Source organism: Stackebrandtia soli (assembly GCF_965137155.1).
GTDB classification, from domain to species: domain Bacteria; phylum Actinomycetota; class Actinomycetes; order Mycobacteriales; family Micromonosporaceae; genus Stackebrandtia; species Stackebrandtia soli.
Genome location: NZ_CBCRZX010000017.1, coordinates 55,900 through 82,860, shown reverse-complemented (window position 1 = coordinate 82,860; position 26,961 = coordinate 55,900). Strand labels below are relative to the sequence as shown.

At 67.6% G+C, this 26,961-nt stretch carries 22 protein-coding genes and 2 tRNA genes; 13 read left to right on the top strand and 11 right to left on the bottom strand.

What is annotated here, in order from left to right; genetic code table 11:
- Positions 1-345: 345 nt before the first annotated feature.
- The 10 genes from ACM9NP_RS12300 (at position 346) to ACM9NP_RS12255 (ending at position 10,825) form a co-directional block, all read left to right on the top strand.
- Positions 346-1,620, top strand: a complete 1,275-nt coding sequence (locus ACM9NP_RS12300; protein WP_415646787.1) for an ABC transporter substrate-binding protein — start codon at positions 346-348, stop codon at positions 1,618-1,620.
- A complete protein-coding gene (locus ACM9NP_RS12295; RefSeq protein WP_415646786.1) occupies positions 1,617-2,507 on the top strand; it encodes a carbohydrate ABC transporter permease in 891 nt (296 codons plus the stop codon). The genes ACM9NP_RS12300 and ACM9NP_RS12295 overlap by 4 nt, the downstream gene beginning before the upstream one ends.
- Positions 2,504-3,325 (top strand): carbohydrate ABC transporter permease, encoded by an 822-nt coding sequence (locus ACM9NP_RS12290; protein ID WP_415646785.1) that lies wholly within the window; start codon positions 2,504-2,506, stop codon positions 3,323-3,325. Before ACM9NP_RS12295 ends, ACM9NP_RS12290 begins: the two co-directional genes overlap by 4 nt.
- A gap of 8 nt (positions 3,326-3,333) precedes the next feature.
- Positions 3,334-4,500: an ABC transporter ATP-binding protein gene (locus ACM9NP_RS12285; RefSeq protein WP_415646784.1), complete on the top strand. Its 1,167-nt coding sequence runs from the start codon at positions 3,334-3,336 to the stop codon at positions 4,498-4,500.
- 270 nt (positions 4,501-4,770) lie between these two features.
- On the top strand, positions 4,771-5,958 hold the full coding sequence (locus ACM9NP_RS12280; protein WP_415646783.1) for an MFS transporter: 1,188 nt from the start codon (positions 4,771-4,773) through the stop codon (positions 5,956-5,958).
- Positions 5,959-6,097: 139 nt separating this feature from the next.
- The gene (locus tag ACM9NP_RS12275; protein WP_415646782.1) at positions 6,098-6,820 is read left to right on the top strand and encodes a glycerophosphodiester phosphodiesterase; all 723 of its coding nucleotides are present in this window, start codon (positions 6,098-6,100) and stop codon (positions 6,818-6,820) included.
- Between the two features lie 867 nt (positions 6,821-7,687).
- Entirely contained in the window at positions 7,688-8,089 is a 402-nt protein-coding gene (locus tag ACM9NP_RS12270; RefSeq protein ID WP_415646781.1) for an ATP-binding protein, read from the top strand.
- Positions 8,090-8,163: 74 nt separating this feature from the next.
- A complete protein-coding gene (locus ACM9NP_RS12265) occupies positions 8,164-9,048 on the top strand; it encodes a DUF5926 family protein (RefSeq protein ID WP_415646780.1) in 885 nt (294 codons plus the stop codon).
- 87 nt (positions 9,049-9,135) lie between these two features.
- Positions 9,136-10,365, top strand: a complete 1,230-nt coding sequence (locus tag ACM9NP_RS12260; RefSeq protein WP_415646779.1) for a glycosyltransferase family 87 protein — start codon at positions 9,136-9,138, stop codon at positions 10,363-10,365.
- Between the two features lie 70 nt (positions 10,366-10,435).
- The gene (locus ACM9NP_RS12255; RefSeq protein ID WP_415646778.1) at positions 10,436-10,825 is read left to right on the top strand and encodes a TFIIB-type zinc ribbon-containing protein; all 390 of its coding nucleotides are present in this window, start codon (positions 10,436-10,438) and stop codon (positions 10,823-10,825) included.
- A 124-nt stretch (positions 10,826-10,949) separates the two neighbouring features.
- Here ACM9NP_RS12255 and ACM9NP_RS12250 read toward each other — a convergent pair whose 3' ends face one another.
- Positions 10,950-12,128: a homogentisate 1,2-dioxygenase gene (locus ACM9NP_RS12250; RefSeq protein ID WP_415646777.1), complete on the bottom strand. Its 1,179-nt coding sequence runs from the start codon at positions 12,126-12,128 to the stop codon at positions 10,950-10,952.
- A 280-nt stretch (positions 12,129-12,408) separates the two neighbouring features.
- On the opposite strand from ACM9NP_RS12250, the gene ACM9NP_RS12245 reads away from it, so the two are divergent.
- Together ACM9NP_RS12245 and ACM9NP_RS12240 are read left to right on the top strand one after the other, a co-directional pair.
- Positions 12,409-13,239 carry a hypothetical protein gene (locus ACM9NP_RS12245; RefSeq protein ID WP_415646776.1) on the top strand — a complete coding sequence of 277 codons (831 nt, stop codon included), beginning with the start codon at positions 12,409-12,411 and terminating at the stop codon, positions 13,237-13,239.
- Positions 13,240-13,244: 5 nt separating this feature from the next.
- Positions 13,245-14,462, top strand: a complete 1,218-nt coding sequence (locus ACM9NP_RS12240; RefSeq protein ID WP_415646775.1) for a fumarylacetoacetate hydrolase family protein — start codon at positions 13,245-13,247, stop codon at positions 14,460-14,462.
- Between the two features lie 58 nt (positions 14,463-14,520).
- Here ACM9NP_RS12240 and pknB read toward each other — a convergent pair whose 3' ends face one another.
- The 7 genes from pknB to ACM9NP_RS12205 all read right to left on the bottom strand — a co-directional run bounded on the left by pknB (position 14,521) and on the right by ACM9NP_RS12205 (position 23,642).
- Complete coding sequence (gene pknB / locus ACM9NP_RS12235; protein WP_415646774.1) at positions 14,521-16,368, bottom strand: Stk1 family PASTA domain-containing Ser/Thr kinase; 1,848 nt, start codon at positions 16,366-16,368, stop codon at positions 14,521-14,523.
- A gap of 23 nt (positions 16,369-16,391) precedes the next feature.
- Positions 16,392-17,840: a protein kinase domain-containing protein gene (locus tag ACM9NP_RS12230; RefSeq protein WP_415646773.1), complete on the bottom strand. Its 1,449-nt coding sequence runs from the start codon at positions 17,838-17,840 to the stop codon at positions 16,392-16,394.
- 61 nt (positions 17,841-17,901) lie between these two features.
- Positions 17,902-19,386 carry a penicillin-binding transpeptidase domain-containing protein gene (locus tag ACM9NP_RS12225; protein ID WP_415646772.1) on the bottom strand — a complete coding sequence of 495 codons (1,485 nt, stop codon included), beginning with the start codon at positions 19,384-19,386 and terminating at the stop codon, positions 17,902-17,904.
- Positions 19,383-20,957, bottom strand: a complete 1,575-nt coding sequence (locus ACM9NP_RS12220) for an FtsW/RodA/SpoVE family cell cycle protein (protein WP_415646771.1) — start codon at positions 20,955-20,957, stop codon at positions 19,383-19,385. The genes ACM9NP_RS12225 and ACM9NP_RS12220 overlap by 4 nt, the downstream gene beginning before the upstream one ends.
- A gap of 20 nt (positions 20,958-20,977) precedes the next feature.
- Complete coding sequence (locus ACM9NP_RS12215) at positions 20,978-22,375, bottom strand: PP2C family protein-serine/threonine phosphatase (RefSeq protein WP_415646770.1); 1,398 nt, start codon at positions 22,373-22,375, stop codon at positions 20,978-20,980.
- A complete protein-coding gene (locus ACM9NP_RS12210; protein WP_415646769.1) occupies positions 22,372-22,842 on the bottom strand; it encodes an FHA domain-containing protein FhaB/FipA in 471 nt (156 codons plus the stop codon). Before ACM9NP_RS12210 ends, ACM9NP_RS12215 begins: the two co-directional genes overlap by 4 nt.
- Positions 22,843-22,904: 62 nt before the next feature.
- Complete coding sequence (locus tag ACM9NP_RS12205) at positions 22,905-23,642, bottom strand: FhaA domain-containing protein (RefSeq protein ID WP_415646768.1); 738 nt, start codon at positions 23,640-23,642, stop codon at positions 22,905-22,907.
- A 326-nt stretch (positions 23,643-23,968) separates the two neighbouring features.
- On the opposite strand from ACM9NP_RS12205, the gene ACM9NP_RS12200 reads away from it, so the two are divergent.
- A tRNA-Leu gene (locus tag ACM9NP_RS12200) sits at positions 23,969-24,054 on the top strand.
- A 684-nt stretch (positions 24,055-24,738) separates the two neighbouring features.
- Here ACM9NP_RS12200 and ACM9NP_RS12195 read toward each other — a convergent pair.
- The 3 genes from ACM9NP_RS12195 to ACM9NP_RS12185 all read right to left on the bottom strand — a co-directional run bounded on the left by ACM9NP_RS12195 (position 24,739) and on the right by ACM9NP_RS12185 (position 26,029).
- Positions 24,739-24,812, bottom strand: a tRNA-Phe gene (locus tag ACM9NP_RS12195).
- A 66-nt stretch (positions 24,813-24,878) separates the two neighbouring features.
- On the bottom strand, positions 24,879-25,427 hold the full coding sequence (locus ACM9NP_RS12190) for a hypothetical protein (RefSeq protein WP_415646767.1): 549 nt from the start codon (positions 25,425-25,427) through the stop codon (positions 24,879-24,881).
- A gap of 47 nt (positions 25,428-25,474) precedes the next feature.
- Entirely contained in the window at positions 25,475-26,029 is a 555-nt protein-coding gene (locus ACM9NP_RS12185; protein ID WP_415646766.1) for a GNAT family N-acetyltransferase, read from the bottom strand.
- Positions 26,030-26,961 lie beyond the last annotated feature (932 nt).

The window sequence follows — 26,961 nt, the reverse complement described above, 5'->3', positions numbered from 1 at the left end:
TTGCGAAAACACGCCTGTTTCCGACATTTGCCCAACCAAGCGNGCAATTTGCCCAACCAAGCGACGAATGGGGAGGGGACGGAGCAGCGGAGTGCGGCGGGGGCAGGAGGACAGCGGAGCAGAGCGGGGTCGAGCGGAGTCGGGCGGAGCAGAGCGGAGTCGAGCGGAGTCGGGCGGAGCAGAGCGGAGTCGAGCGGAGCAGGGCGGAGTCGGGCGGAGTCGGGCGGAGTCGGGCGGAGTCGGGCGGAGTCGAGCGGAGTCGACTGGCACGAATGTCGTTAGAGGAACGACCTGCGTCTCGGTCCGGGTCCCCCAAACTCCGGACTTTGCCCGCCGGGCCGGTCTATGGTCCGAAATGTGTCGATAACAGACGGTGGACGGTGGCGTGGGCTCGCCGGGTGCGCGGTCGCGGTGGTGGTTGCGGCGGGTGCACTGTCGGCGTGCGGCGACGAATCGGGCGTGCCGGTCGTCAATGTGTACAACGCCCCGCAAGAGAACCTCGGGCAGATCGTCGATCGGTGCAATGAGGAGGCGGACGGCGCCTATCGCATCGTGCTGAACACCCTGCCGCGTGACGCCGACGGCCAGCGGGAACAGATGGTGCGTCGACTCGCCGCGGCGGATCCCGGCATGGACGTGCTCGGCATCGACGTGACGTGGACGGCGGAACTCGCGTCGGCGGAGTGGATTCGGCCCTGGCCGAAGGAGTACCGCGAGGAGGCGGAGGACGGCGTCCTCGACGCTCCACTGACGACCGCCACCTTCGAGGACGAGCTGTTCGCGGCTCCGTCCAACACGAACGTCCAGTTGCTCTGGTACCGCGCGGATCTGATGCCGGAACCGGCGCAGACGTGGGATGAGCTGATCGACGTCGCCACGGATCTCGCCGCCGAGGACCAGCCGCACTATGTGGAGGTCACGGGCGCGCAGTACGAGGGGCTCGTCGTCTGGTTCAACAGCATGGTCGCCGCCGCGGACGGGTCGATCCTCAACGCCGCAGGTGACGCCGTCGAGTTGGGCGCGCCCGCGGTGAAGGCCCTCGAGCAGATGCGGAACTTCGCGACGTCGGAGGCGGCGAACCCGTCGCTGTCGAACACTCAGGAGGACACGGCCCGACTGGCCGTCGAGAGTGGATCGAGTTTCGCGGAGTTGAACTGGCCGTTCGTGTACGCGTCGATGGTCGCGAACAAGCCCGACATCGCGGAGAACTTCCGGTGGGCGCCGTACCCGGGCATCGACGGCCCCGGGCGGTCCCCGTTGGGCGGCGCGAACTTCGCCGTCAGCACCTACTCCGAGCACCCGGAACAGTCCTTCGAGGCCGCGTTGTGCCTGCGCGATCCGGAGAGTCAACTGTGGTCGGCCGTCAACGACGGTCTGCCGCCGACGATCGAGTCGGTCTACGACGAACCGGAGATGGCGGACACCTATCCAATGCGCGACGCGATCCTCGAGGCGTTGAAAACCGCCGTCCCACGTCCCGTCACACCCGTCTACCAGAACGTGTCGACGGTGACGTCGGCGATCTTGTCGCCGCCCGCGGCGATCCAACCGCGTGACGACGCCGATCGGCTCGCCGCCGCGATCCGTGACGCCTTGGACTCCAAGGGGGTGCTGCCGTGACGACGACCGGTGACGAGGTGAAGGCGGGTGAGCGGCGCCTCGGCCTGCTGCTGTGCGCGCCCGCGGCGATATTCATGCTGCTGGTGGCGGGCTGGCCGATCGTGTATTCGGTGCTGCTGTCGTTCCAGCGCTACGACTTGCGCTTCCCCGACGATTCGGGGTGGATCGGTCTCGGCAACTACGTGACGGTCCTGACGAACGAGTTCTGGTGGAACGCGTTCGGAGTGACGGTGCTCGTGACGGTCATCAGCGTCGCGATCGAATTGGTGCTGGGCATGGCCTTCGCCGTCGTCATGTACCGCACGCTCGTCGGGCGCGGCACCGTCCGCACGGTGCTGTTGATCCCGTACGGGATCGTCACCGTCGTCGCCGCGTTCGGCTGGCTGTACGCGTGGACGCCCGCGACGGGTTGGCTCGCGGCGATGCTTCCGGAGGGGACGGCGCCGTTGACTCAGCAGTGGCCGGCGATCGCGATCATCATCCTCGCCGAGGTGTGGAAGACGACTCCGTTCATGGCGTTGCTGCTGCTCGCCGGTCTGGCGCTGGTGCCGGACGAGTTGCTGCGGGCGGCGTCGATGGACGGTGCGAGCCGGTGGCAGCGGTTCACGAAGATCACGCTGCCGTTGATGCGCCCGGCGATCGCGGTGGCCCTGCTGTTTCGCACCTTGGACGCGTTCCGCATCTACGACAACATCTACGTCCTCACCGGTGGCGCGCAGAACACCGGCTCGGTTTCGATCATCACGTACACGAATCTCGTCAGCGGCCTGAACCTCGGCATCGGTTCGACGATGTCGGTGCTCATCTTCATCTCGGTCGCGCTGATCGCGTTCGTGTTCATCAAACTGCTCAACACCTCCGCGCCGAACATGGGAGGCCGCCGATGACCAGCAAGAGACTACAGTGGACTGCACTGGACATCGTGGTCGTGGCGTTCGCGCTGATCCCGGTGCTGTGGTTGACGTCGCTGTCGTTGAAGGACCCGTCGACGATCGCCGACGGCGGGTTCTTCCCGAGCAAGTGGACGTTCGACAACTACGTCAACGTGTTCACCGACGGCGGGTTCCTGCGCCCGCTGATCAACTCGATCGGGATCGCGGGAATCGCGACGCTCATCGCGATCCTGCTCGGGACCTTCGCGGCCTACGCGATCGCCCGGCTCGACTTCCCCGGCCGCAACGTCATGCTCGGCGCCGCACTGCTCGTCGCGATGTTCCCGCAGGTGTCGCTCGTGACGCCGCTGTTCAACATCGAGCGGACGCTCGGTCTGTTCAACTCGTGGCCGGGCCTGATCCTGCCGTACGTGACGTTCGCGCTGCCGCTGACGATCTACACGATGTCGACGTTCTTCCGTGAGATCCCGTGGGAACTCGAGAAGGCCGCCAAAATGGACGGAGCGACGTCGTTCCAGGCGTTCCGCAAGGTCATCGTCCCGCTCGCGACGCCCGGCATCGTCACGGCCGCGGTGCTGGCGTTCATCCAGAGCTGGAACGACTTCCTGTTCGCCATCTCGCTGACGTCGACCGAGAAGGCCCGCACCGCTCCGGCCGCGATCTCGTTCTTCACGGGCGCGTCGCAGTTCGAGGACCCGACCGGTTCGGTGTCCGCGGCGGCCGTGATCGTGACGATCCCGATCGTCGTCTTCGTGCTCATCTTCCAACGACGCATCGTCAGCGGTCTGACCGCCGGCGCGGTGAAAGGGTAGGGCCCGGTATGGCTGAGATCGTCCTCGACAAGATCGCCAAGCGCTACCGCGGCGGTGCCGACGTGATCAAGGAGATCTCGTTGACCATCGCGGACGAGGAGTTCCTGATCCTGGTCGGGCCGTCGGGCTGCGGGAAGTCGACGATCCTCAACATGATCGCCGGCCTGGAGCCGATCACCAGCGGCGAACTGCGCATCGGCGGCACCCGGGTCAACGACAAGCCCGCGCAGGACCGCAACATCGCCATGGTGTTCCAGTCGTACGCGCTGTACCCGCACATGACGGTCCGCGAGAACATCGCGTTCCCGTTGACGATCGCCAAGACCCCGAAACGCCAGATCAAGCAGAAGGTCGGCGAAGCCGCCGAGATCCTCGAACTGACGGAACTGCTCGACCGTCGGCCCGGCGAACTCTCCGGTGGCCAGCGGCAACGCGTCGCCATGGGTCGCGCGATCGTGCGATCCCCCGAGGCGTTCCTCATGGACGAGCCGCTGTCCAACCTGGATGCCAAGCTGCGGGCGCAGATGCGGACGTCGATCTCGCGACTGCAGAAGAGCCTCGCGACGACGACCGTCTACGTGACGCACGACCAGACCGAGGCGATGACGCTCGGGGATCGCATCGTCGTCCTCCGCGACGGCATCGCCCAACAGGTCGGCACCCCGGCGGACCTGTACGAACGCCCGACGAACCTGTTCGTCGCCGGGTTCATCGGCTCACCACCGATGAACTTCCTGCCCGGGATGATCGAGAACGGTCGGGTCCAGACGTCGATCGGTGCGCTTCCGTTGTCCGACAAGGCGAAGACCGAGCTCGCCGAGGCCGAGTCGACGCGGGACGTCATCGTGGGTCTGCGCCCGGAGGCCTTCGAGGACGACGCGCTCGCCACCGGGGAGGGCCGCTACACGTTCACCGACGGCGTCGACATCCTCGAATCGCTCGGCCCGTACAAACTCGCGTACTTCAATCTCGAGCGGCCCGCGTCGTCGGAACGCCTGACCGAGGTCGCGCAGGTGACCGGGGCCGCCGACCGTTTCGGCACGGCGCAATTGATCGCGCAGCTCGACGCCCGCAGCAGCGTCACCGAGGGCGCGAACCTGACGGTCAGCTTCGACCCGCACGACGCGCTGCTGTTCGATCCGCAGTCGGGCGAACGCATCGGGCACCTGGCCTGACCGACAATCAACATCGGATCGATACGGTCGCGGGCGAAGGGCGGGCGGGGGCAATCGCCCTGTCGGGTCTCATCCGACGGCCCTCACCTCGCCGTCGAACCGTCCTGCCTCAGGTGACGAAGGCGCCGACACCGACTCCGCCTAACCGAATCCGCCCGCGCGACGTCTCCGGTGTCGGTTCCCGACACGATCTTCGTCGGCGCGAAACCGCCGAGACGGGGCTCCGCCGGGCTTGCCTGTGACGGTGTCGGTGCGCGAGACTCGTCACTCATGACGCCCACCTCTCGAGCCCGGCTCGCCGTCAGTGTCGCGTTCGCCGTCCACGGTGTCGTCTCCGCGTCGTGGTTGCCGCACATTCCCCAGATCAAGGCGGCGCTCGACCTGTCCGAGGGACAACTCGGTCTGGTGCTGCTGGCACCACCGGCCGGGGCGATCCTCGCGATGCCGTTGACGGGCGCGTTGTGCGCGCGGTTCGGCAGCGCGGCCGTCACGAAGGTGACGATGCCGTTGTACGCGGCCGGCTTCACGGCGGTAGGCGCGGGCGTCGGGGCGCCATGGACCCTCGCGGCGGCGCTGCTGCTCGCCGGCGCGCTCATCGGTTCCTTCGACGTCGCGATGAACGCCCAGGCCGCCACGGTCGAACGCGCCGCCGGCACCCCCATCATGGGTTCCTTCCACGCGGTGTGGAGCCTCGCGGCGGCGGCCGGTGCGGGCATCGGCGGGCTCGCCGCGCAGTGGGAAGTCCCGTTGTTCGCACAACTCGCGGCGCTGGGCTCCGTCGGCGTCGTCGCGGCCCTCCTGTTCGGACGATTCCTGCTGCCGGACGGCCCGGTGGACGCGTCGGCCACGAAACGACGCGGGTGGCGTTTCGAACGCGGCCTCCTCATTTCGTCCCTTGTGGCGTTCGCGGCGCTGCTCGCGGAAGGCGCCGCGGCGGACTGGAGCGCGTTGTTCCTACAGCAGACGCAGGACGCGGGGCCGTTCGTCGCCTCGCTCGGATACACGATCTTCTCGATCGCGATGTTCGTCGGCAGGCTCGCCGGTGACCGTCTCGTCGGCAGGTACGGGCGCGGGCGCAGCATCGCCACGGCCGCCCTGTCCGGTGGCGGCGGGCTCGCCGTCGGTCTCGCCGCGGCGACCGTGACCGGCCCCGGCGTGGCCGGGCAGACGCTCGTCATCTCGGGGCTGCTCGCGCTCGGACTCGGGATCGCCGTGATCGTGCCCGTCGTGTTCTCCGCGGCGGGGGACGGTCCCGGCATTGCGATGGTCTCGACCGGCGGTTACACCGGCTGGCTCCTCGGGCCCGCCGTGATCGGTGGACTCGGCGAATGGCTCGGGTTGACGAGCGCGATCTGGACGATCCCGTTGCTGGCGATCATCGCGGGCGCACTGGCGCCGCTCGGAGTCCGATCGCTGCGAGGCGACCGCGACGAGGTCCGCGAACCGCACGTCGTGTGAGCGCCCCGCGTGGTCGTCCGGGTCGGCGGCGACCCCGACGAGGCGGCCCGGTGAGCCGACGGTGAACAACGGCCGACGATCTTCCGAGACCCGGCCGTCCGCATTGCCGAGACCCGCACTCGGCATTTAGGCTCGCGTCATGCCAGAACCGATCGTGGTGGCGCACCGCGGCGCCAACATCGACCTGCCGGAGCAGAGCCTCGCCGCCTACCGTCGAGCCATCGACGTCGGAGCCGACGCCCTCGAATGCGACGTGCGATTGACGAAGGACGGGCACCTCGTCTGTCACCACGACAGGACGATCGACCGGACGAGCGACGGCACCGGCGCGATCAGCGACAGGACCCTCGCCGAACTCCTCGAACTCGACTTCACCGGCAAGCACGCCCGTTCCGGCGACCCGCACCGGATCGTCCCGTTCACGACACTGCTGGAACTCATCGACGACGCGCCGCGCAAGATCCGGCTCCTCGTCGAGACGAAGCACCCCACCCGTTACGGCTCCCGAGTCGAACACGCCGTGCACACCGCGCTCGCCGAGCACCCCGGCATCGACGCGGTCGTCATGTCGTTCGCGCGCGCCGCCGTCACGCGGTATCGCGGGCTCGACGCGGGCGTGCCGCTCGTGTGGTTGTTCGAGTACCCGCTCGGCGCGCCGCCGATCGGAACGGACATCCTCGGACCGCGCGTCGACGTGCTCCGCGCGAAACCGCGGCTCATCGAACGCGCGCACGCGGCCGGCCATCAAGTGTTCGTGTGGACGGTCAACGAGTCCGAACAGGCGAAGGCCGTCGCCGACATGGGCGCCGACGCGATCATCACCGACGACCCGGAGATGGTGCTGACGGCGCTGGGACGCTGACCGAGGACACCGAACGGTATCCACTTCGGACTGATCATCCGTGGGTCCCGAGGGGGACAAGGAAACTCGAAGTCCATGCCTGTCAAGTAGGCTCAGGAAATCGATGTATAGGGATCATCCTTTCCCCTGGTGAGTGTCGATATCCGGCGGTCACGGGTCCAACCGGTCGTCTCGCGACGACAGGCGTGGCCGCCATCATCGTGTCGGTGGAACGAACCCATCCCGGCCCGATCGTCGCCGGCGTCCTCGCCCGATCACGCGCCGCCGCGTGACGGGACGAATACGACGGGCGCACCGGAGAAACCGCCACTTCCTCGGTCATCCACACCCACGGCCACGATCGCCGGAGGGCGCTCGTCCTCGATCCCGAACCGCGCGAGTTCGGCTTGGTGGGTGGCGCGGGACTTTTCGGCTTGGTGGGGCGGGCGTACGTGACCACGCCTTTCTGCGAGTGACGGCAACGAAGACCCACCAAGCCGCAGAAGACGACCACCAGCAGACTGCAAGGCCCTGGTCTGAGCCTTACCGCGAGTCGGTGGCCCCGCCCCCGGCTCGGTTGGCGACCACCGCCCCCGCAAAAGGCGCACGCCCCGTACCGCGACGATGCCGCTCGACGAGCTCCGCACCAGACCCGACACGACCTCCCAACTGTCGCCTTTCGGCGAATACCACGCGTAGCGCTTGCGTGTGACGTGTTCGTCTGGTTATCCTCCATCCGGATCGCACGTGTGCCGACTCGACGGATGCGCGGTATCTTCAAGGTCGGACCTGTTCGCTGTTCGGCCCACCGTGACGGCGCCGCGCAAGCGCCGCGACGTCGCGGGCACTCAGGCGACCGGATGATCACCGGCAGAAAGGCACCGCCGCATGCGTACGGCCGTCGACAACGCGGCGTCGTGGCAGACACGTGTGCCCTATAGCGCCCGGAGCGCCGGAACGGTCCGTCGCTGGCTCACCGGAGTGGCCGCCGAAGTCGGCGACGCGCTCCTGGCGGACCTGTGCGCCGTCTCCACCGAACTCATCGGCAATGCCGTCCGACACGCCAGCCCCCTCGCGGGCGACGAACTGTCCGTTCGTTTCCGCCTCACCACCGGCTCGATCGAGTTCGCCGTCACCGACGGCGGCAGCGCGAGTTCCCCGGCGGTCCGGTCCGTCGACCAGTCCTCGCCGGACGGGCGCGGCCTGCACATCGTCGACGCGTTGACCAGCCAATGGGGTGTCACCGACGACGGCGACGGCCGCACCGTGTGGGTACGTTTCGACCGGTGACGGACGTAACCGTCCGGCCCTGTCACGCAAACCTTGCGTGACCATCACCACCGGCGCGGTTTAGGCTGTCTTTCGTGAGTAAGCGACGCAAAAACCCACGCACGAGCGAACCCAAACCCGCCAAGAAGACGCGGGACGTGTTCGTCTCCCGGCCGTTCGCCGGGCTGACCGATGAAGTCGACTGGATCGCCATGCGCGAACTCCTCCCGTCCGCGACGTCGCCACTGCGCCTGAAATCCGAATACGTCGGTGCGGCCGCCGACCGACCCATCACTCTCGCGACGGTGCTGCCACTGGCGTGGCCCGCGATGGCGCGCGCCGACGGCCACGTGTTCGTCGCCGCGCAACGCCAGTTCTCCTCGGGCGACGTGAGCCGGGACATCGCGGCGTCGCTCCTCGCGGCGCTGTCGACGCCACCGGGTCAGCCCGTGGCCGTCCCGTCCCGTCCCGGACCGGGCCCGCGCATGCAGGACCTGCTCACCGCGGACGGTCTCGACATCACCATCCACGACTCGTTCACGTTCTGGCTCGCCGAAGGCACCGACGCGTCCGACCCGCAGGTCCGCGCCAGCATGGAACGCGCGGACTCGTCGATCTACCCGAGCGAGGCCCTGTCGGCGATGCCGGGCGCTTACTGGTGCTCGACTCCCGAGCACGCGCACGCCCGCGTCGTCCTGCCGGAGGACGAGGACGTCGCGTTGGCCGCGCTCGCCCGGCTGCGCGGCGACGACCGGCTGAAGCTCATCCCCGAGTCGAAGTTCGCGGGCATGTTCCGCACGCACGGCGTCCTCGTGCCGGTGTGGGACCTGCCGCCGGAGACCTCCGCGAAGGAGTGCGAGGAGCCCGTCGCCGAGTTCGCGGTCCGGTACGCCGAGGCTCTCGCCAGCGACGAACCGCTGACGCCGCAACAGCGCCGCGCCCGCGACGGCCTCGTCGGCCGCCAGCTGACCCTGCGCTGATCCGCATCGTCAACGCCGCTTCTGAGGGGGCGGCTTCGGCTCCCCCTCAGAAGCGGAACATCGGCGACGAACGGCAAGATGGACGACATGCGCCGCCAATCCCTGTTCGTCGATCTCGTCCTGTACGGCGTTTCGGCGCTGTTCGCCGGCTACACGATGTGGTGGTCGACGCTCCCGTCGCACCAGCATTGGGCAGCGATCGCGATCGGCGGTTACCTGCCCGCCGCGATCGTGACCGTCATGCTGCTCGGGCGGTACGCCGTCCCGGCGACGACGCGACTGTGGGTCGCGATCGGAACCGGTGTCGCCGTCTCGATCGTGCCTCTCCTGGCTCAGGCGTGGCAGCGCGTCGACGGTCTGGCCGGACGCGCCCAGGAGGAGGTCGTCGTCGTCGAGGACTCCGCCGCGCGCCTCCTCGACACCGGATCGCCGTATCTCGACCTGTCGGCGATCGCGGCCCTCGACGACCCGTTGACGGGCTACAACCCGTACCAACCGGGCATGGCCGTGTTCGGCCTCCCGCGCGCGCTCTTCGGGGACCACTGGTTCACCGACGCTCGCGTCTGGTTCGCGATCGCGACCTTCGGGGTGCTCGCGGTCGCGTTGCGGCTGTTGAAGGACGCGGGTGCGCCGACGGGCGCGATCGTCCGCGCGATCCAGGCGGTCGCGGTCCTCCCGATCACGGCGCTGACGCTCGCGACGGGAGGCGACGACCTTCCCGTCCTCGCGTTGGCGCTGCTCGCGTTGACGGCGGCGTTCGTGCGTCGACCCGTCCTCGCCGGTGTCGCGATCGGCTTGGCGGCGGCCCTGAAACTGTTCGCGTGGCCCGTCCTCGTGGTGCTCGCGTTCCTCGCGTGGCGACGCGGCGAACTACGTCGATACCTTCCGGCGGCGCTCCCTATCCCCGTCGTCACGATCACCCCGGTCCTGATCACGAACGCGGACGCCCTGATCGCCAACGTCATCGACTTCCCGTCCGGGAACGGACTCGTCACGTCCCCGGCTGCGTCGCCGTTGCCCGGCTACCTCCTGACCCAGCACGTCCCCGGCGGACGTTTCATCGCCCTCGGCCTGCTCGTCGCGGTCGCGTGCGCGATGGCCGTGTACCTACTTCGCCGACCGCCCGCCGACGCCGCGCTCGTCGCCGCGATCTGCGCCGTCGGCATCCTCGCCGCGATACTCCTCATGCCCGCCACCAGGTTCGGCTACCTCCTCTACCCGGGCGTGTACGCGATCTGGTGGTGGGTCCTCACGGACACGGCCGACCCGAACCGGCGGTTGACGCCCGCGACCGCGACCGGCGGCGCGACCGCGTGACGTCCGGCGGACGTGTCGCGCTCGTCACCCTCATTCGCGCGTCGCCGAACACCAGGTACCGTTGTTGGGTATGGAGATGACCTGTCCCAAGTGCCATGCGAAGATGCGCCAGTTCGAACGCAATGGCGTGACGATTGACCAGTGCACCGAATGCCGCGGCATCTTCCTCGACCGCGGGGAACTGGAGCACCTCATCGACGCCGACGCGAAGTTCAACTCGCCCGGCTCACCCACGAGCGCGCCCCCGAAGGCCGCCCAACCACCGCCCGCTCCCGTCGCCCCGCAGCCGGGCGCGTACCCGCCGCCGCCCGCGCCGGCCCCGTACGGCCATGGAGGCTACGGCCAACCGCACTACAAGCACGGCGGCTACGGCCAGCCGCACTACAAGCACGGTTACCGTGGCGGCGCCTACGGCCACAAGAAGCGTCGCAAGAGCTTCTTCGAGGAACTCTTCGATTAACGGATAGGCACCACAGCGCTCGTGGGCGCACACCATGCCGGTGTGCGCCCACGTTCACGTCCGGCCCCGAACGAAGAACCGGTCCGAGTCGAATCCCTCGGACCGGCGACAACGTCCACGACGCTCAGGGGCGACGGTTCCACGTCCACGCGTACCCGGTGTCCTCGCACGCCAACGCGTCCTCGCACAAATGCAACGGCCGGAACGTGTCGACCATGACGGCGAGTTCGTCGAAGTAGTCGATGCCGATGGACCGTTCGGCGGCACCCGGCTGCGGCCCGTGGGTGAACCCGGACGGGTGCAACGAGATCGAACCCTGCTCGATCCCCGATCCCTTGCGGGCCTCGTAGTTCCCGCCCGTGTAGAACAACACCTCGTCCGAGTCGACGTTGTGGTGGTTGTACGGCACCGGAATCGAATCCGGGTGATAGTCCACTTTGCGGGGAACGAAGGAGCAGATCACGAAGTTCGGGCCCTGGAACGTCTGATGCACCGGCGGCGGCTGGTGGATGCGGCCCGTGATCGGCTCGAAGTCGTGAATCGAGAACACCCACGGATACAGGTGACCGTCCCAACCGACGACGTCGAACGGGTGCCGCGCGTACGTGAACCGCGTCCACACCGTCTCCGAGCCGTTACCCCGATGCTGAACCAGGACTTCCACATCGGACTCGTCGACGAGGAGCGGCTCCACCGGACCCCGAATGTCCCGCTCGCAGTACGGCGAGTGCTCCAAGAACTGGCCCCGCACCGACAGGTACCGCTTCGGCGGCGTGATGTGCCCCGACGACTCCACGACCAACGTCCGCAACGGCTCCGAACCCGTCGGCACGATCCGATAGATCGTCGACGTCGGCATGATCAGATAGTCGCCCTCCCCGACGTCGAGCACCCCGAGGACCGTCTCCACCCGAGCCGTCCCCGCCTCGACATAGATGCACTCGTCACCGATAGCGTTGCGATACAACGGAGACGGACGATCCGCGACCGCGTACGAGATCCGGCAGTCCGCGTTCGACAACAGATGCCGCCGACCCAGGATCGCGTCACCGCGCTCGTCCAACTTGTGGGTGCGCAGATGCCGCGGCTTCAACGGGTGATTCGGCATCGACGTCTGCTGACGAGGCGAGAACACCTGACTGTCCACAATCGCGGTCGGTGCGTGGCGGTGATACAGCAGGGACGAATCCGAGGAGAACCCCTCCTGGCCCATCAGCTCCTCGAAGTACAGGCCGCCGTCCGGCTGCCGAAACTGAGTGTGCCGCTTGTGAGGGATCTCCCCGACGGTGCGGTAGTAAGGCATGGCTGCTCCTCGTCAGAGACGACATGGTGACCGGCGCCGCCGCCGGGTCGATCACCCCAGACTAAAGCGTATTTCGTCGCCGGGCCGATCAGCCATGTCCGCTACGCCCCTCACGATCGAACCACCTCCAGACCGGACGCCCGTAACGTCCCACCCGTGGAACGTCGGCCGGCCGAAAACCCCGCCGCCACCGCCCTCTCCGCCTCGTCCCCGACCGCGAGCGGGGACCCGCCACGTCGACACCACCTCCGCGACGACGCCGCGAACTATCCTCGGCGATGTGTCCAGCCACAAGCACCTCCACATCGGTCCACTGTTCACCGGCTTCATCGACGACGCCGCCGTCTTCCCGCCCGGCAACGCGCCACTGGGCACCGCCGTCGAACGACACCGCCAACACCGCGACGCCTGGTACGCGCCCCTCGTCGGCCCCCTCCTGCTGCCAGCCAGCGCGCTCACCGCGCTCACCGCGCACCTCCAGGACGACGAACACCTCACCATCGGCGTCATCGCCGACACCGGACCCGACGGCGCCGCCGACGCGATCGCCGACCTGCCCGGCACCATCGCCGTCAACCAGATCGAAGCCCGCGCGGGCCACGACACCGCCATACACGCACTCGCCCGTGTCGCCGCCGACACCGGAATCCACTGCTACGCCGAGATACCGCTCGGCACCGGACTCCCCGCGACCCTCGACCTCCTCGGCGCCCTCGACCTCCGACCGAAGTTCCGCACCGGAGGCCTCACCGCCGACCTGTTCCCCACGCCCGCCGCGCTCGCCGACGCCATCACCGCCTGCGTCCGCGCCGGACTCGACTTCAAACTCACCGCCGGACTCCACCACGTCCTCCGCCACACCGACCCGAGCACCGGCTTCACCCACCACGGCTTCGGCAACATCCTCGCCGCGACCGCGCTCGCCGCGTCCGGCGCCGAACCTCCCGAAGTCGCACGGCTACTGGAAATCACCGAATCGGACCCCATTCGTTACTCCCTACGTGGCATGCTCGCGCACCCCCGCCCCCACTGGATCGGGTTCGGTTCGTGCAGCATCGCCGAACCGCTCGACGATCTCATCGAATGGTCGTTGGTAGACAAGGAGAATTGACAGCAGTGAGCTGGGTCGAAGGCGCCGACGAAAGCCAGTACAGCATCCACCACCTACCATTCGGAGTTTTCTCCACAAGAGATGACCCGACGCCCCGCATCGGCGTCCGCATAGCCGACTTCGTGCTCGACATGCGCATGTCGGTGGCATCCGGCACCTGCCCCGGCTGCCCCACGTGCGCCGCGCTCAGCGCTCCCGCGCTGAACCCGTTCATGTCCCTCGGTCGAGCAGCGTGGTCGCAGGTCCGCGGCCAAGTCCAGGAATCGCTCACCAACACCGAGTTCCAGCGATCGATCGCGCAGCTGCTCGTCCCCGTGTCGCAGGTCCGCATGCACCTGCCGTTCGTCCCGGGCGACTTCGTCGACTTCCTCGCTTCCGGAGACCACGCCGCCAACCTCGGCCGGATCTACCGCCCCGAAGACGTCGACCCGCTGCCGCCCGCGTGGCGACACCTCCCGCCTGGCCACCACGGGCGCGCGGGCTCCGTCGTCGTCTCCGGAACCGACATCGTCCGACCCGCAGGGCAACGACGCGACGCCCGCGGCGACATCTCCTTCGGGCCGTCCGCGAAACTCGACATCGAAGCCGAACTCGGCTTCGTCGTGGGAGTCCCCACCAACCTCGGCTCGCCCGTCGGCGCCGACAGCTTCGCCGACCACGTGTTCGGAGTCGTCCTCGTCAACGACTGGTCCGCCCGAGACATCGGCTCCTTCGAATACAAACCGCTCGGGCCCCTGAACGGGAAGTCCTTCGCGACCTCCGTCAGCGGCTGGGTGACTCCGCTGGAGGCGCTCGCCGCCGCGCGCGGAGCCGCCCCCGAACAACCGGCGACGGAAGGCTACCTGAAGGAATCCGACCGCTTCGGCTACGACGTTGCGATCAACGTCCACTGGAACGGAACCGAGGTGTCGCGCCCATCGACGTCCGGCCTGTACTGGACGCCCGCGCAGCTGCTCGCGCAGTTGACCAGCGGTGGCGCGGCACTCCGGACGGGGGACCTGTTCGCGACCGGCGCGGTCTCCGGCCCGCGGCCGAGTCAGGCCGCGACCTTCCTCGAGCTGTCGCACGACGGCGCCCGACCGATCCTGCTCGACGACGGCAGCGACCGGACGTACCTCCAGGACGGCGACACGGTCACTCTGACGGCGACCGCGCCCGGCCCGCGCGGCACGACCGTCGGGCTCGGCGAGGTCACCGCGATGATCCGCCCCGCGATCGGCTGACCGACGACACGCGAACGGCCCCGGGCTCGTCGTCCGGGGCCGTTCGCATGAGCTTTCGCTAGAGAGGACCTCTTAAGTCTCCGAGTCCGGGCTCCGCCGCCTGCACGGTGACCTGGCTGCCGCGTTTGACGATCCCGTCAACGTCCTGGGCGGAGATCACCCAGTCGTCGGCGGCTCCCGTCGGCGCGACCAGGGTCAGCCCCTCGTCCTCCAACAGGGCTCGCGCCTCGCCGATCGTCTTGTCCACGAGATCCGGGACCGCCACCCCGACGACGGTCAAGTCGATCGACTGCCCCGCCTGACCGTCGCTATCGCCCTCGGGGGACTGGCTCGCGACCTTGCCGACCTCGCCGCCCTCGAGCACGTAGGTGACCGTGCCGACGACGAAACCGTTCGCTTCGATGCGTTCCCTGGCCGTCTCCTCGGTTTCCCCGACCACGCCCGGAATGTCCACGATCTGACCGTTCGACACCTTGACGGTGATGACGCTGTTCGGATCGACGCTCTTCCCCGCGGCCGGGTCCTGGCCGACGATCTTGCCCTCGTCCTCGGAGGAGTCGACCTCCTCCTCCTCCGCACGCAGCCCCAACGACTTGAGCTGTGCCTCGGCCGAAGCGAAATCGGCGTACTGCTTCAGATCCGGCACCTCGACCTGCCCGGTTCCCTGACCCACCGTCAACGCGACCGCCTCACCGGCGGCCAGACGACCGTTCGGGCGCGGACTCTGCTCCATCACCACGCCCTCCAACTCCTCGGAGGACTTCGCGTACGAGACGTCCGCTTCCAGGCCCACGTCCTCGATCATGTCGACCGCGACCGCCTCCTCCTCGCCTCGAACATCGGGCACGTCGACCCGGTTCCCGACCGCGAGATACCAACCCCCGAAACCCAGACCGGCGACGACGAGCAACGCCAGCACCGTCAACAGCGCGACCCTGCCCTTGCCCCGAGGCTTCTCCTCCTGAACGGCGGCGGGCACGGCGCGAGTCATCGTGTCGTCGTCCACCTCGCCGAGCAGCTGGGTGCGATCCTCGTCGCTCATCAACGGCGTCGCCAGCACCGGACGGCCGGCAATCGCGCGCTCCAGGTCCTCACGCATCTCACCCGCGCTCTGGTACCGGTTCATCGCGTTCTTCGCGAGCGCCTTCAACACGATCGCGTCGACGGACGGCGGCACGTCAGGGTTGACGTGACTCGGGGGAACCGGCGCCTCCCGCACGTGCTGGTACGCGACCGCGACCGGGCTGTCCCCGGTGAACGGCGGATCGCCGCACAGCAGCTCGTACAGCAGGCAGCCCGTCGCGTAGACGTCGGACCGCCTGTCGACGGTCTTGCCGAGAGCCTGTTCCGGCGACAGGTACTGGGCGGTCCCGATGACGGCGGACGTCTGCGTCATCGTCGCCTGGCCCGACGCCATCGCGCGCGCGATGCCGAAGTCCATGACCTTGACCTGGCCGTTCGACGCGAGCATGGCGTTGCCCGGCTTGACGTCGCGGTGGATGATCTGGTGCCGGTGGCTGAAGTCGAGCGCCGCGCACACGTCGGCGACGATCTCGCACGCGCGACGCGGCGTCAGTCGACCCTCCGCCTGGAGAAGTTCCTTGAGGGTGCGGCCCTCGACGTATTCCATGACGATGTACGGCACCGGTGCCGGACCCGACGTGTCCTCACCGGTGTCATAGACCGCCACAATGGAAGGATGGTTCAGGGACGCCGCGTTCTGCGCCTCCCTGCGAAACCGGGTCAGAAACGTCTGATCTCTCGCCAAGTCCGTCCGCAGCATCTTGATCGCGACGTCACGGCCGAGCCGCGTGTCCCGACCGCGGTGCACCTCAGCCATTCCCCCGTAACCGAGGATCCCGCCGATCTCGTATCGGCCGCCCACCATTCGCGGCTGCACCGTCATCGCTAAGAAATCCTTCGTTTCGGTTAGTCAAACTTCGGGATACAGATGGTCACACCAGGTGAACAGGAATTGTCACCCTGGCTGGGCTGATCCGACGAGGTCCCCGTGGGCTCCGGTTCCACTCGTGTATTACTCGTTTCAACCATGATCAAGGTTTCAGGATCTTGTAGACCATTTGGTGTGACGTTCTTGACGAAACGACCGATCCCCTTGACTTCGACATTGGTGAAGCCGAGTTCGCGCAGCTCCTGTTCGACGTCCTTCGGCGACCGGTTCAAGTAATCCTCGACGACGATGTCGATGCCGTCGGCCGATTCCTCGGTCTCCGTCACCGGCGGCGGATCATCATTCTCCGGCGAGTTCGCCGTCGCCGCCCAGATCCCACCCGTCAGCAGCACGACACCCAAGGTCGAGGCCGCCACGATGACCAGCAGCTTGTTACGCCGGCGCACCGGCGCGGGCGTCTCCGGCTCCATCATCATCGGTGCGACCGACGTCCGATCGTCGAGTCCGCGACCCGGCGGCGGAACCGCCGTACCGTGCCCCGGCCCGTAACCCGGCGGTGTGACCGGCCCCGAAGGCCCGGCCGGAGGCGAATGCGGAGCCTCCGGCGGCGAGTACGACGGCGGCGGAGTGAACGACCCGCCACCGAGGATCGACCGCGCGGCCTCCGCCATCTCGGCGCCGGACGAGAACCGCCGCGCCGGATCCTTCTCCAAGGCCTGCAACACGAACGCCCGAACAGGCTCGTCGACGTCGTCGGGCAGCGGCGGCGGAGCGTCGTTGACGTGCCGCATGATCAACTCGACCGGATTGTCGCTGTCCCACGGCCGCCGACCGGCCAGACACTGGTACGCGACGATCCCCAACGAATACACATCGGACTGACCGGTCACCGGGAAACCCTGAGCCTGCTCCGGCGACACGTAGGCCGCCGTCCCCAGGACCGAACCCGCCTGCGTCAGCCCACCCGTCAACCCGGACCGCGCGATCCCGAAGTCAGTCAACATGACCGAACCCGAATCGTCGATCAACAGGTTGCCCGGCTTGACATCCCGATGCACCACACCCGCGATGTGCGCCGCGTGCAACGCCTCCGCGGCCTGCGCCAACAACGGAAGCGCCTCCGCGGCCGTCAACCGGCCATGCCGCTTCAACTTCTCCGTCAACGCGTGCCCCGAGACGAACTCCATGACGAGATACGCGACCCCGCCACCGCCCACCATCGGCGATTCGCCGTAGTCGTAGACGCGCACGATGTTCGGGTGCGTCAAAGTCGCCACCATCCGCGCCTCGGCGCGGAAACGCTCGATGAAGCCGGGCTCGCTCAACAGCGAGGGAAGGAGCACCTTCACGGCGACCTCGCGCCCCAGCACCTCATCGGTCGCACGCCAGACATCGCCCATGCCACCGGTAGCGATGCGCACGTCCAGCCGGTAACGCCCGCCAAGCTTCGTGCCGGGGCTCATCATGGTCCTACATCCTTACCGTCATCCGTCGCGTTCCGCTCTCATGGTGCCGAAGGCTCGCCACTCAAGTCTCCAGCGCGAGGCGCATCAGATCGCCGGCGATGGCCGTAGCGTCGCCACTACCACCGTCCCCCGCGTCGGCGAGGAACACCGTGATCGCCACGACGGGGTCACCATCGCCATTAAACGCGTAACCGGTGAACCAGCCGTGTTCGGGCAGCGGATTACCCGCCGAGTCGACACCGTGCTCGGCCGTACCGGTCTTACCGCCGACCGTGAAACCGTCGATCGCCGCGTTGCCGCCGGTGCCGTCCGTCACGACGAGTTCCATCATCTCCCGCAACCCCTCCGCGACGTCGCCACTGACCGGGCTGCCCAAGGACTCCTCGCCGACCCGTTCCAGCGTCGTCTGGTCGGGCGCCTGAAGTTCCTTGATCAACTGCGGCTGCATGCGCTCGCCGCCGTTGGCGATGGTCGCGGCGATCATCGCGTTCTGCAGCGTCGTCTGCCGTGCCTCGTGTTGGCCGAAGCAGGCCTGCGCGAGGAAGGCCGGGTCGGAGACGTCGCCGACTCGGCTCGACGAGACCTTCAGCGGTGTGCGGAGTTCCTCACCGAAGCCGAAGGCCTCGGCCATCTCGGAGAACGCGGTCGCCCCGTCGTCGACGAGGCCGCCGAAGTCGTTGACGCACAGTTTCGCGAAGGTCGTGTTGCAGGACCGCGCGAACGCCTCCTTCAACGGCAGTTCCTTCTCGGGACACTGGTTGTTGGAGTTGCGGATCACCTGGGTCGTGTTCGGGGGCGTGTACTCGTTGCCGCTCTCGACCATCGTGTCGGGTGTCATCCCGGCCGCGAGGGCGGCGGCGGCGGTGACGATCTTCATCGTCGAGCCGGGCGGGAACACCTCGTTGGTGGACCTGTCGAGCATCGGGTTGCCCGAGCCTTCGGCGTTCAGCTCCGTCCACGCGCCCTGGACCTCGGCGATATCGTGGCTCGCCAGGGGAGTCGGGTCGTAGGACGGCGTCGAGACCTGGGACAGGATCTGACCGGACCGGGGGTCGATCATGACGGCGGTCGCGACCTTGCCGTCCGCGCGCGCCGACAGCGTCTCCCACGCGGCCTTCTGCAGGGCCGGGTCGACGCTCAGAATGACGTTTCCGCCCGCCACGCGGTTGCCGGTGAACATCTCGTTGATCCGGTCGACGAACAGTCGCGGGTCCTCGCCGGACAGCAGGTCGTTCTCGACGGATTCGATCCCGCCGTCGCCGATGACGAGGGACTGGTAACCGGTGAGGTGCGCGAACGCCGGTCCTCCCGGGTACTCGCGCGCGTACTTCAGATCCCCGTCGGTTTCCACGCTGCGAGCGAGGGTCTCGCTGCCCGCGAGGATCGACCCGCGGGGACGCGAGTACTCGTCGATGGTGATCCGGTTGTTGTAGTCGTTGTTCTTGTAGTAGTCGTGTTCGACGAACTGGATCCAGTTCAGATTCACGAACATGACGGAGAACAGCGCGATCAAGACGATCGTGACGCGACGAAGGGGGGTGTTCACGGCTTCACCTCGGGTGTGGTCGCCGGAGACTCCCCGTCCGGCTCGGCATCCGGATTCTCGGTACTGATCAACGCCGTCTCCTCATTGGACGGCGGGATGTCGAGTTCACGAAGTTCGGGTGCGATGGTGACGATCTGGGTCGGCGAGTTGTCGGCGGGTGGAGGCGGCGGCGCGATCTTGATCGGACCGATCGGCGCGGCCTTGGGCCGACGGGCGGCGTCCGACACGCGGATCAACAGGGCCAACAGCACCCAGTTCGCCAGCAGGGACGAACCACCGGCGGCGAGATACGGCGCGGTCTGACCGGTGAGGGGGATCAGCTTCGAGACGCCACCGAGCACGACGAACAGCTGGAAGCCGACGCAGAACGCGAGACCGCCCGCGAGCAGCTTGCCGAAGGAGTCGCGGACGCCGAGACCGGCGCGCATTCCGCGAGCGACGAGAAGCAGGTACAGCATGAGAATCGCGGCCAGTCCGAACAGGCCGAGTTCCTCGCCGAGGCCGGACAGGATGAAGTCCGAGTTCGCGGCCGGGGCCGTCTCCTGCGGTTGCCCGGCACCCGGGCCCGTACCGAAGAGGCCGCCCGAGCCGAGCCCGATGAGCGACTGCACCAGCTGACGACCGTCGTTGAGCGGATCCGAGAACGGGTCCAGCCAGATCGCGACGCGCAGTTGAAGGTGGTCGAAGAACGGGTAGATCAGGACGACGCCACCGACGAAGAGGCTCAGGCCGATGATGATCCAACTGGTCCGCTCGGTCGCGATGTACAGCATCGCGACGAACATCCCGAAGAACAGCAGCGAGGTGCCGAGGTCGCGGATGCCGATGAGGATGAGGACGCTGATCGCCCAGACGACAAGGACGGGGATCAGGTCACGTCCGCGAGGGAAGTGCATCCCGAGGATCTTCCGGCTCGCCAGCGACAAGACCTCGCGCTTACGAACGAGGTAGTAGGCGAAGAAGATCAGCAGGAGCAGCTTCGCGAACTCGGACGGCTGGATGCTGATGAAGCCGAGGTTGATCCACAGCCGCGAACCGTTGATGGTGGAGCCGAACACGACCGGCGACGCGGCGGTCAACACGCCGACGAGACCGATGATGAACGGGTACCGCGACAGGTTGCGGTGGTCGCGGATGAGCCACAGGATCGCGCCGAACGCGAGCACGGCCGCGATCATGTACATCAGTTGCCGTCCACCGGCGTCGGCGAACACCGACATCGCGGCCCGGTCGGCCTCCGTCGGGTAGTTCGGGACGCGCATGCCGTCTTCGTAGACGAAGGCGCTCATGTCGAGGCGGCGGATGAAGAGGATTCCGATGCCGGTGATCAAACCCGCGCAGGGCAGCAGGATGGGGTCCGCGTAGGGCGCGAACACCCGGACGAGGATGTGCGCGGCACCGAGTCCGACCGCGATGATCGCCGTCAGAACGAACGCCGTCTGCGTGATCTCGCTGAGCAGAGCCAGTTCGATGGACACCTGCAGCAGGAACAGCACCAGCACCGCCACCAGCAGCAGCACCAACTCGGTGTTGCGGCGGGTGGGGACGCGCGCGAGCGAGGGCGAACTCACCGTGGCATGACCACCTGTCGTCAATCGGCCAGACGACAGTCGACGCCCGGCGTCGGATCGTCGCTGCTGGTCTGGGTCGGACTCGTCGAGGGTTCGTCCGACGGGGTCGTGGATTCCTCGGGTTCGGGTGACGCCGACTCGGATGGCGACTCGGACGGGGTCGACGACGGATCCGCCTGCTCGGCGTTGGGGCACAACGGCAACAGGTTGGCGTTGGCCGGGTCGTCGTCGGTGACGTCGGCGAGGATCCGAAGCGCGTCGGCGCGGTCGTCGGCGGGAATGCCGCCCTTGAGCTTGTTGCGGGCGTCCTGGGTCAGGTCGTCGACGGAGCGATCGCTAACTACCTCCACATTCGACATCGAAATGCCGAAGATGTCACCCTGGACACCCTGGAAGACGGCGACCTTGCCGCCCTCCGAGATGCCCACATAGTACTGTCCTTGGTAGATCAGGAAGCCACCGGCAGCGAGAATGCCGACGAGCAGCAGGACGCCGAGACTGTACAGGCCGACTCGCTTGCCGCGCTTCGGCTTCGTCGACTTCTCCTCGACCTCGGCCTCCTCCGCGACGGGCGCCGCCGGTTTCGGCGCCGCGGTCGCGGCCGCGCCACGCGCGGCGGCCGTCGACGGGTCGGCCGAGGACGCGGCGTCACGATCGGCGGCGGCCGCGCCACCGATGATCGGTTCCGCCTCGATGATGTCGGCGTCGGTGACATCGGCGACCAGGACCGTCACATTGTCGGGCCCACCACCACGCAACGCCAACTGCACCAGACGTTCGGCGGCCTCGTGCGGATCCAGGACGGTGCGAAGAACCTCCGTCATGGTCTCCTCGGAGACCACGCCCGACAGGCCGTCGGAACAGACGAGGTACCGATCGCGCGGTCGAGGCTCCAGGGTCGCGAAGGTCGGTTCCACCTCGTTCGAACCGAGGGCACGCAACAGCAGGGAACGCTGCGGGTGGGTCTCGGCCTCCTCCGGCGTCAACTGCCCCTCGTCGACGAGCATCTGGACGTAGGTGTCGTCCTTGGTGACCTGCGTGAACACGCCGTCGCGCAACCGATAGGCCCGCGAGTCACCGATGTGGACCATTCCGAGGGCGCTGCCGGAGAACAGGAAACCCGTCAGGGTGGTCCCCATGCCCTCCATCTGAGGGTTCTCCTCGACGGTGGCGCGGATGCGGGCGTTGGCCTGCTCGACCGCGGACGCCAGCGCACCAGTCAAATCGTCGGGGGGAACATCCTCGTCGAGAACGGCAAGAGTGTCGATGACAATGCTGCTGGCCAGGTCGCCGGCCGCCATCCCCCCCATGCCATCGGCCACCGCGATCAACCGCGGCCCGGCGTACACCGAGTCCTGGTTGCCGCTACGGATGAGGCCGCGATCGGAGATGGCGGCATAACGCAATGTCAAAGTCATGGGCGAAGCTCAATGCTGGTCCGGCCGATGCGAATCGGCACGCCGAGGGGGACAGGGGTTGGTCCGGTGACCCTAGCGCGGCCGAGGTAGGTGCCGTTGGTGGAACCGAGGTCCTCGAGGATCCACTGGCCGCCGCGCGGAACCAGCTGGGCGTGCCGGGAAGACGCGAAGTCGTCATTGATGACGAGGGTCGAGTCGCTCGCGCGACCGATGCGGATGGGGGCGGTTTGCAAGGGCAGGGTCGTACCGCGCCGGTCGCCTTCGGTGACGAAGAGAGTACGAGCGGCCTTCGGAGCGGAGGACCGCCCACCGCCGCCTCTGCCCGCCGCCATCGCCGGCGCGGCGGCACGGGTGCCACTGGCACCCGCGAACACATCACGCCGAATCGCGCGGGCGACCGCGAAAACGAACACCCACAACAAGATCAGCACACCGAAACGTGCGACCGTGAACACCAACTCAGGCACGAAGCGTCCTTCCGGTCACTTGGCGAATCACATGACCCGTTGCCGACATCTGAGCGTAGAAGCTAGCTGGCTTGGAGAGTCAGCGAGGTTGTGCCCAACTGAATCATGTCCCCCGGCTGCAAAGCGACCGTGGAGATCCGTTGACCGTTCACCAGCGTGCCGTTCGTCGAACCCAGGTCGGTCACGATGACCTGAGCGCCGTCGAAGTCGACCCGAACGTGAACACGGGAGATGCCGACGTCCGGCAGACGAATCTGAGCCTGCTCGCCGCGGCCGATCGTGGTGGAACCCATCGTGATCGCGTACTGACGACCGTCACCGGACACCAGACGGGGACCGGACGGCGGCGCCGGAGCGCCACTGGTCGGCGGTCCGTAGCCGTGGCCACCACCGAAACCGTGATCGGGCTGGGGCGCGTGGGCGTCCTGCTGCGCCGCCACTTCCGCGATCACCCGGAACATGCCGGTGTCGAGGCCTTCGCCGCGCTCGATCTCCACGATCACATCGCCGTAGACGGTCCAGCCGTGCTCACCGATGTGCTCGGCTTGAGACTGTGCCAACTCCTGAGCCAAAGCCGCCGCGTACGGAGCGAGGCGGTCATGATCAGGCGGGGACAGGTCGATGACATAGCGGTTGGGGACGAGAATCCGGCCACCCGCGAGGATCGCCTTGTGGGATTCGGCCTCACGCTGCATTGCGCCGGCGATCTCCACCGGGTGCACGACACCCTTGAACATCTTCGCGAAGGCACCCTCGAACAGGCCCTCCAGCCGCTTTTCAAAGCGTCCCAGCACGGTCACTGGAATCCTCCTAGACCATCACGAACCAACACCACTGCGGCGCATACGTATAGGACAACGATGGTATCCGGCCGAGCTAACACCTTGGGAACCGAGCGGGCGCCGCGTGTTAGCCTGTCACAGCCGTCACCTGTCACCACAGACCCGACAATCCGTCGCAGGACTGTCACGGTCTGAATGAACGGACAAACCTCGGCAAGCGTAAAGGGTGGACGCAAATCCTCCAAGTGCCCGACACGTTTGTCGGGCGATCCCGCGAGATCGATCGACGAAAAGCCAGTGGAAGCCCCGAAAATCACTGTGCTAGAGTTCGTCTCGCTAAGCCAGCGGAAGTGGCGGAATGGCAGACGCGCACGGTTCAGGTCCGTGTGCCCGAAAGGGCGTGAGGGTTCAACTCCCTCCTTCCGCACCAAGGAACGCGGTGATCTCGTAGAGGTCACCGCGTTTTTCTTCGCCACCACTACCGCTTCACTATGGACGACGTCACTCGGCTTCGGAGCGCGTCTCGCGATCGACGATCGTCGGTATCCATGATGGATCCCGAGGGCGTCGGCACCGGTCGGGCATCGGTCGGAGGGTCTCCGCGTCGATCGGGTACCGGGCTCGTGGGATCCGAGCGCCGGATCGTCGAGCCTCGCCGCGTCGCCGCGACCTACCCTCCGTGGCGGTGCCGTCCGTGGCTGGTTCTCGACGAAGAACGTTCCGCCGTCCGAAGCCTCCGTCGGCCCCCGAGAACGACTCCGTTTCGCCTTCCGCGAGATCGCCGTCTTCGGGGGCTGTCACGACGCACCACGCCAGGCGTAACCGGCGATTGCGCCTTATGTACTGGCGGTGGACGGACTCGACCACGGTATGCCCTCAGCATCCCTTGCCGTCGAGATGTGACTTGACATAACTGTGCCTGGGTCGGGTTTCGGTCTCGGGCGGACACGGTCGAAGAGCCCGCGAGGGGGTCGGATTCCTTTTCGGACGGAGTGGTCTCGTCCGATCCGCGAGCGGGGGACGGCGCGGCGTGACCGTCTCGCGCGGCCGAGGCGCCATGAGATCGGGAACGAAAGAACCCCTCACCCGATTCGGGTGAGGGGTTCTTGGTCGGTGGCCAGGGCCGGGGTCGAACCGGCGACCTTCCGCTTTTCAGGCGGACGCTCGTACCAACTGAGCTACCTGGCCGGGTGGTGCACGCGCATACGTTACCGCATGGCCGGGGCGTCAGGCATCCGGGTTACCGCTGTCGGTTCAGGCGGAGTCGTCGAGCCAGGCCGCGAGATAGGCGAGGTCTTCGCGCCACTGTGTTTCGTCGGTCGGAGGGAGGATGTCGTCCCACATCGTCATGAACGGTCCGCGCAGTTGCAGGTATCCCTTGGGCCGCGCGAGGAACCACAGTTGGAGGTGAGCGGAGCCGTCGCCCCAGCGGTTGACATGGACGCGCGCGACCGAGTCGAGAGACCGGATCGCCCGTTCGAGTCGGACCGTCAGGACCCCGAGCTCAGCGGCGTGCATTGTAGACAGGTCGCCGAGATCGAGGTGGGCTCGGGTTTCGAGGATGAGAACGACGGGTAGGCCCGACGGTCGCGGTGGCGCCTTGACGCGCCAGCGGTCGTCGGTCCACAGGTACACGTCGTCGCCGGCGAGGCATGACGGGCAGTCGCCACGGTCTTCGCCGCGGCGGGGAGGTTCGGTGTCGGTGGGCGGGGCGATCGGTTTCAGCCGGAGGTCTCCCTCGAAAGGGAAAGCCGGCCAGGTGACGAATTCGGGGATTCGCGGGGCGGCTGGGTCAGCGGACACGCAACAGACGTTACCGCAACTGGGGCCAGCGCGCCCCGCGCGAGCGTTCAGCGAAGACGGCGCCACATGATGATGTCGTCGCGGTAGTCGTTCTCGGCGACCTTCACGGCACCCGGCAGGCGGCCCACCTCGACGTAACCGTGGCGCCGGTAGAACTCCTCGGCGCCGGTTCCGGTGCGCACCTTGAGGCTCAGCGCTTCGAGGTTCAGGACTCCGCGGGCGACCGCTTCGGCCGCTTGGAGGAGGCGCCCGCCGAGGCCGCCGCCCTGCGAGTCGGGATCGACCTGGACGTGTCGGACGTTGCGCCAGTTCTGTCGCGGCGGAGAGTCGTTGGCGGCGAGAACGCACCATGCGACGATCTTTTCTCCTTCCGTCAGGGCGACAAGAGTGTCGCTTCCATCGATGACGCGCGCGAGAATCGCGACGGTGTGCGGTCGCACGAACGCCTCGGTGACGGGGGCTACGAAGCCGACCGACCCTCCCGCGTTCGTGACTTTCGCCCACAGCGTCGTCAGCTCCGCGACGAGCGCGGAGGTGACGGGAGGATCGATCAGCACCTCAATGGATTGTTCGGTGTGATCGATGACGGTTTGAGAATGCACGTCCCCAACACTGCCGCAACCAGGGGCTTCAGGTCACGAATTTTCTCAGGAAATGGAACACGGATCACGCTTCGGGCGCCTGTCCGGCCGCCTTCGACCCGTCTCCAGGCGGAGTTCTGGTATCGGCTGGCGGCTCCGTGCCAAGGATCACCGCTTCGCTCGGCGTTCCTGAACGCCGCTTCAGCGCTCTTTAGGTTCTATTCAGCGTTCACCGGTTACGTTCACCTTAGGGGCGGAGGTTGGAGGCCCCCATGGGTGAGGCGCCCGCTGGAGGGCGTCTGAGGGGTAGCCGCATCTCCTTGATCCGGCGGCAAGCGATCGCGGGCTCCGCGCCCGCACCGTCCCGCTCAACCCCCGCACAGGCATGTGCGCCGCCGCCCCCAGGGCCGACGTCGGCCCTCCCTCGGATCCCGACGACTCTCCACCACCCGTACCGGGTGCGGCCGCTCCCGAACCCCGTTTCAAGGCGCCCTTGTCGCCCGTCCTCATCGACGCCCACACGGTTTCAAGAGGCGGCCCGACGTCGCATCCCCAGCGGCGCCGCCGATGGCCGTGAGCGCCGGGCAGCCAGAGCGGACACCCGCCACGCGCCGCCGAACCGCCCTGGATCGCGCGTTCACGGCACCCACGCGGCGAAAGCGGGTGGACGCTTTCACGCGATCGACGGGGAGGATCGCCGTCGCCCGCAGGCCTCACGACCGCCGCAACGGCCCGGCGCGCACCACCGTCGCTCCAAGATTCGTGAACGCATGAGACGCCGGCCGGCCCCGTCGTCCGCTCCGGCTCCGCCTCCAGCACGAGTCATCGACGCCGCGAACCGGCCGATCGCGGTCGTCCATGTCGATCCTCGCCACCACCTCGCGGCGGACCGAGACCCGGCAGCACCGCGCCGAGACCGCCTCCAGGGATGACGAGGGGCGGTCCGTTTCACG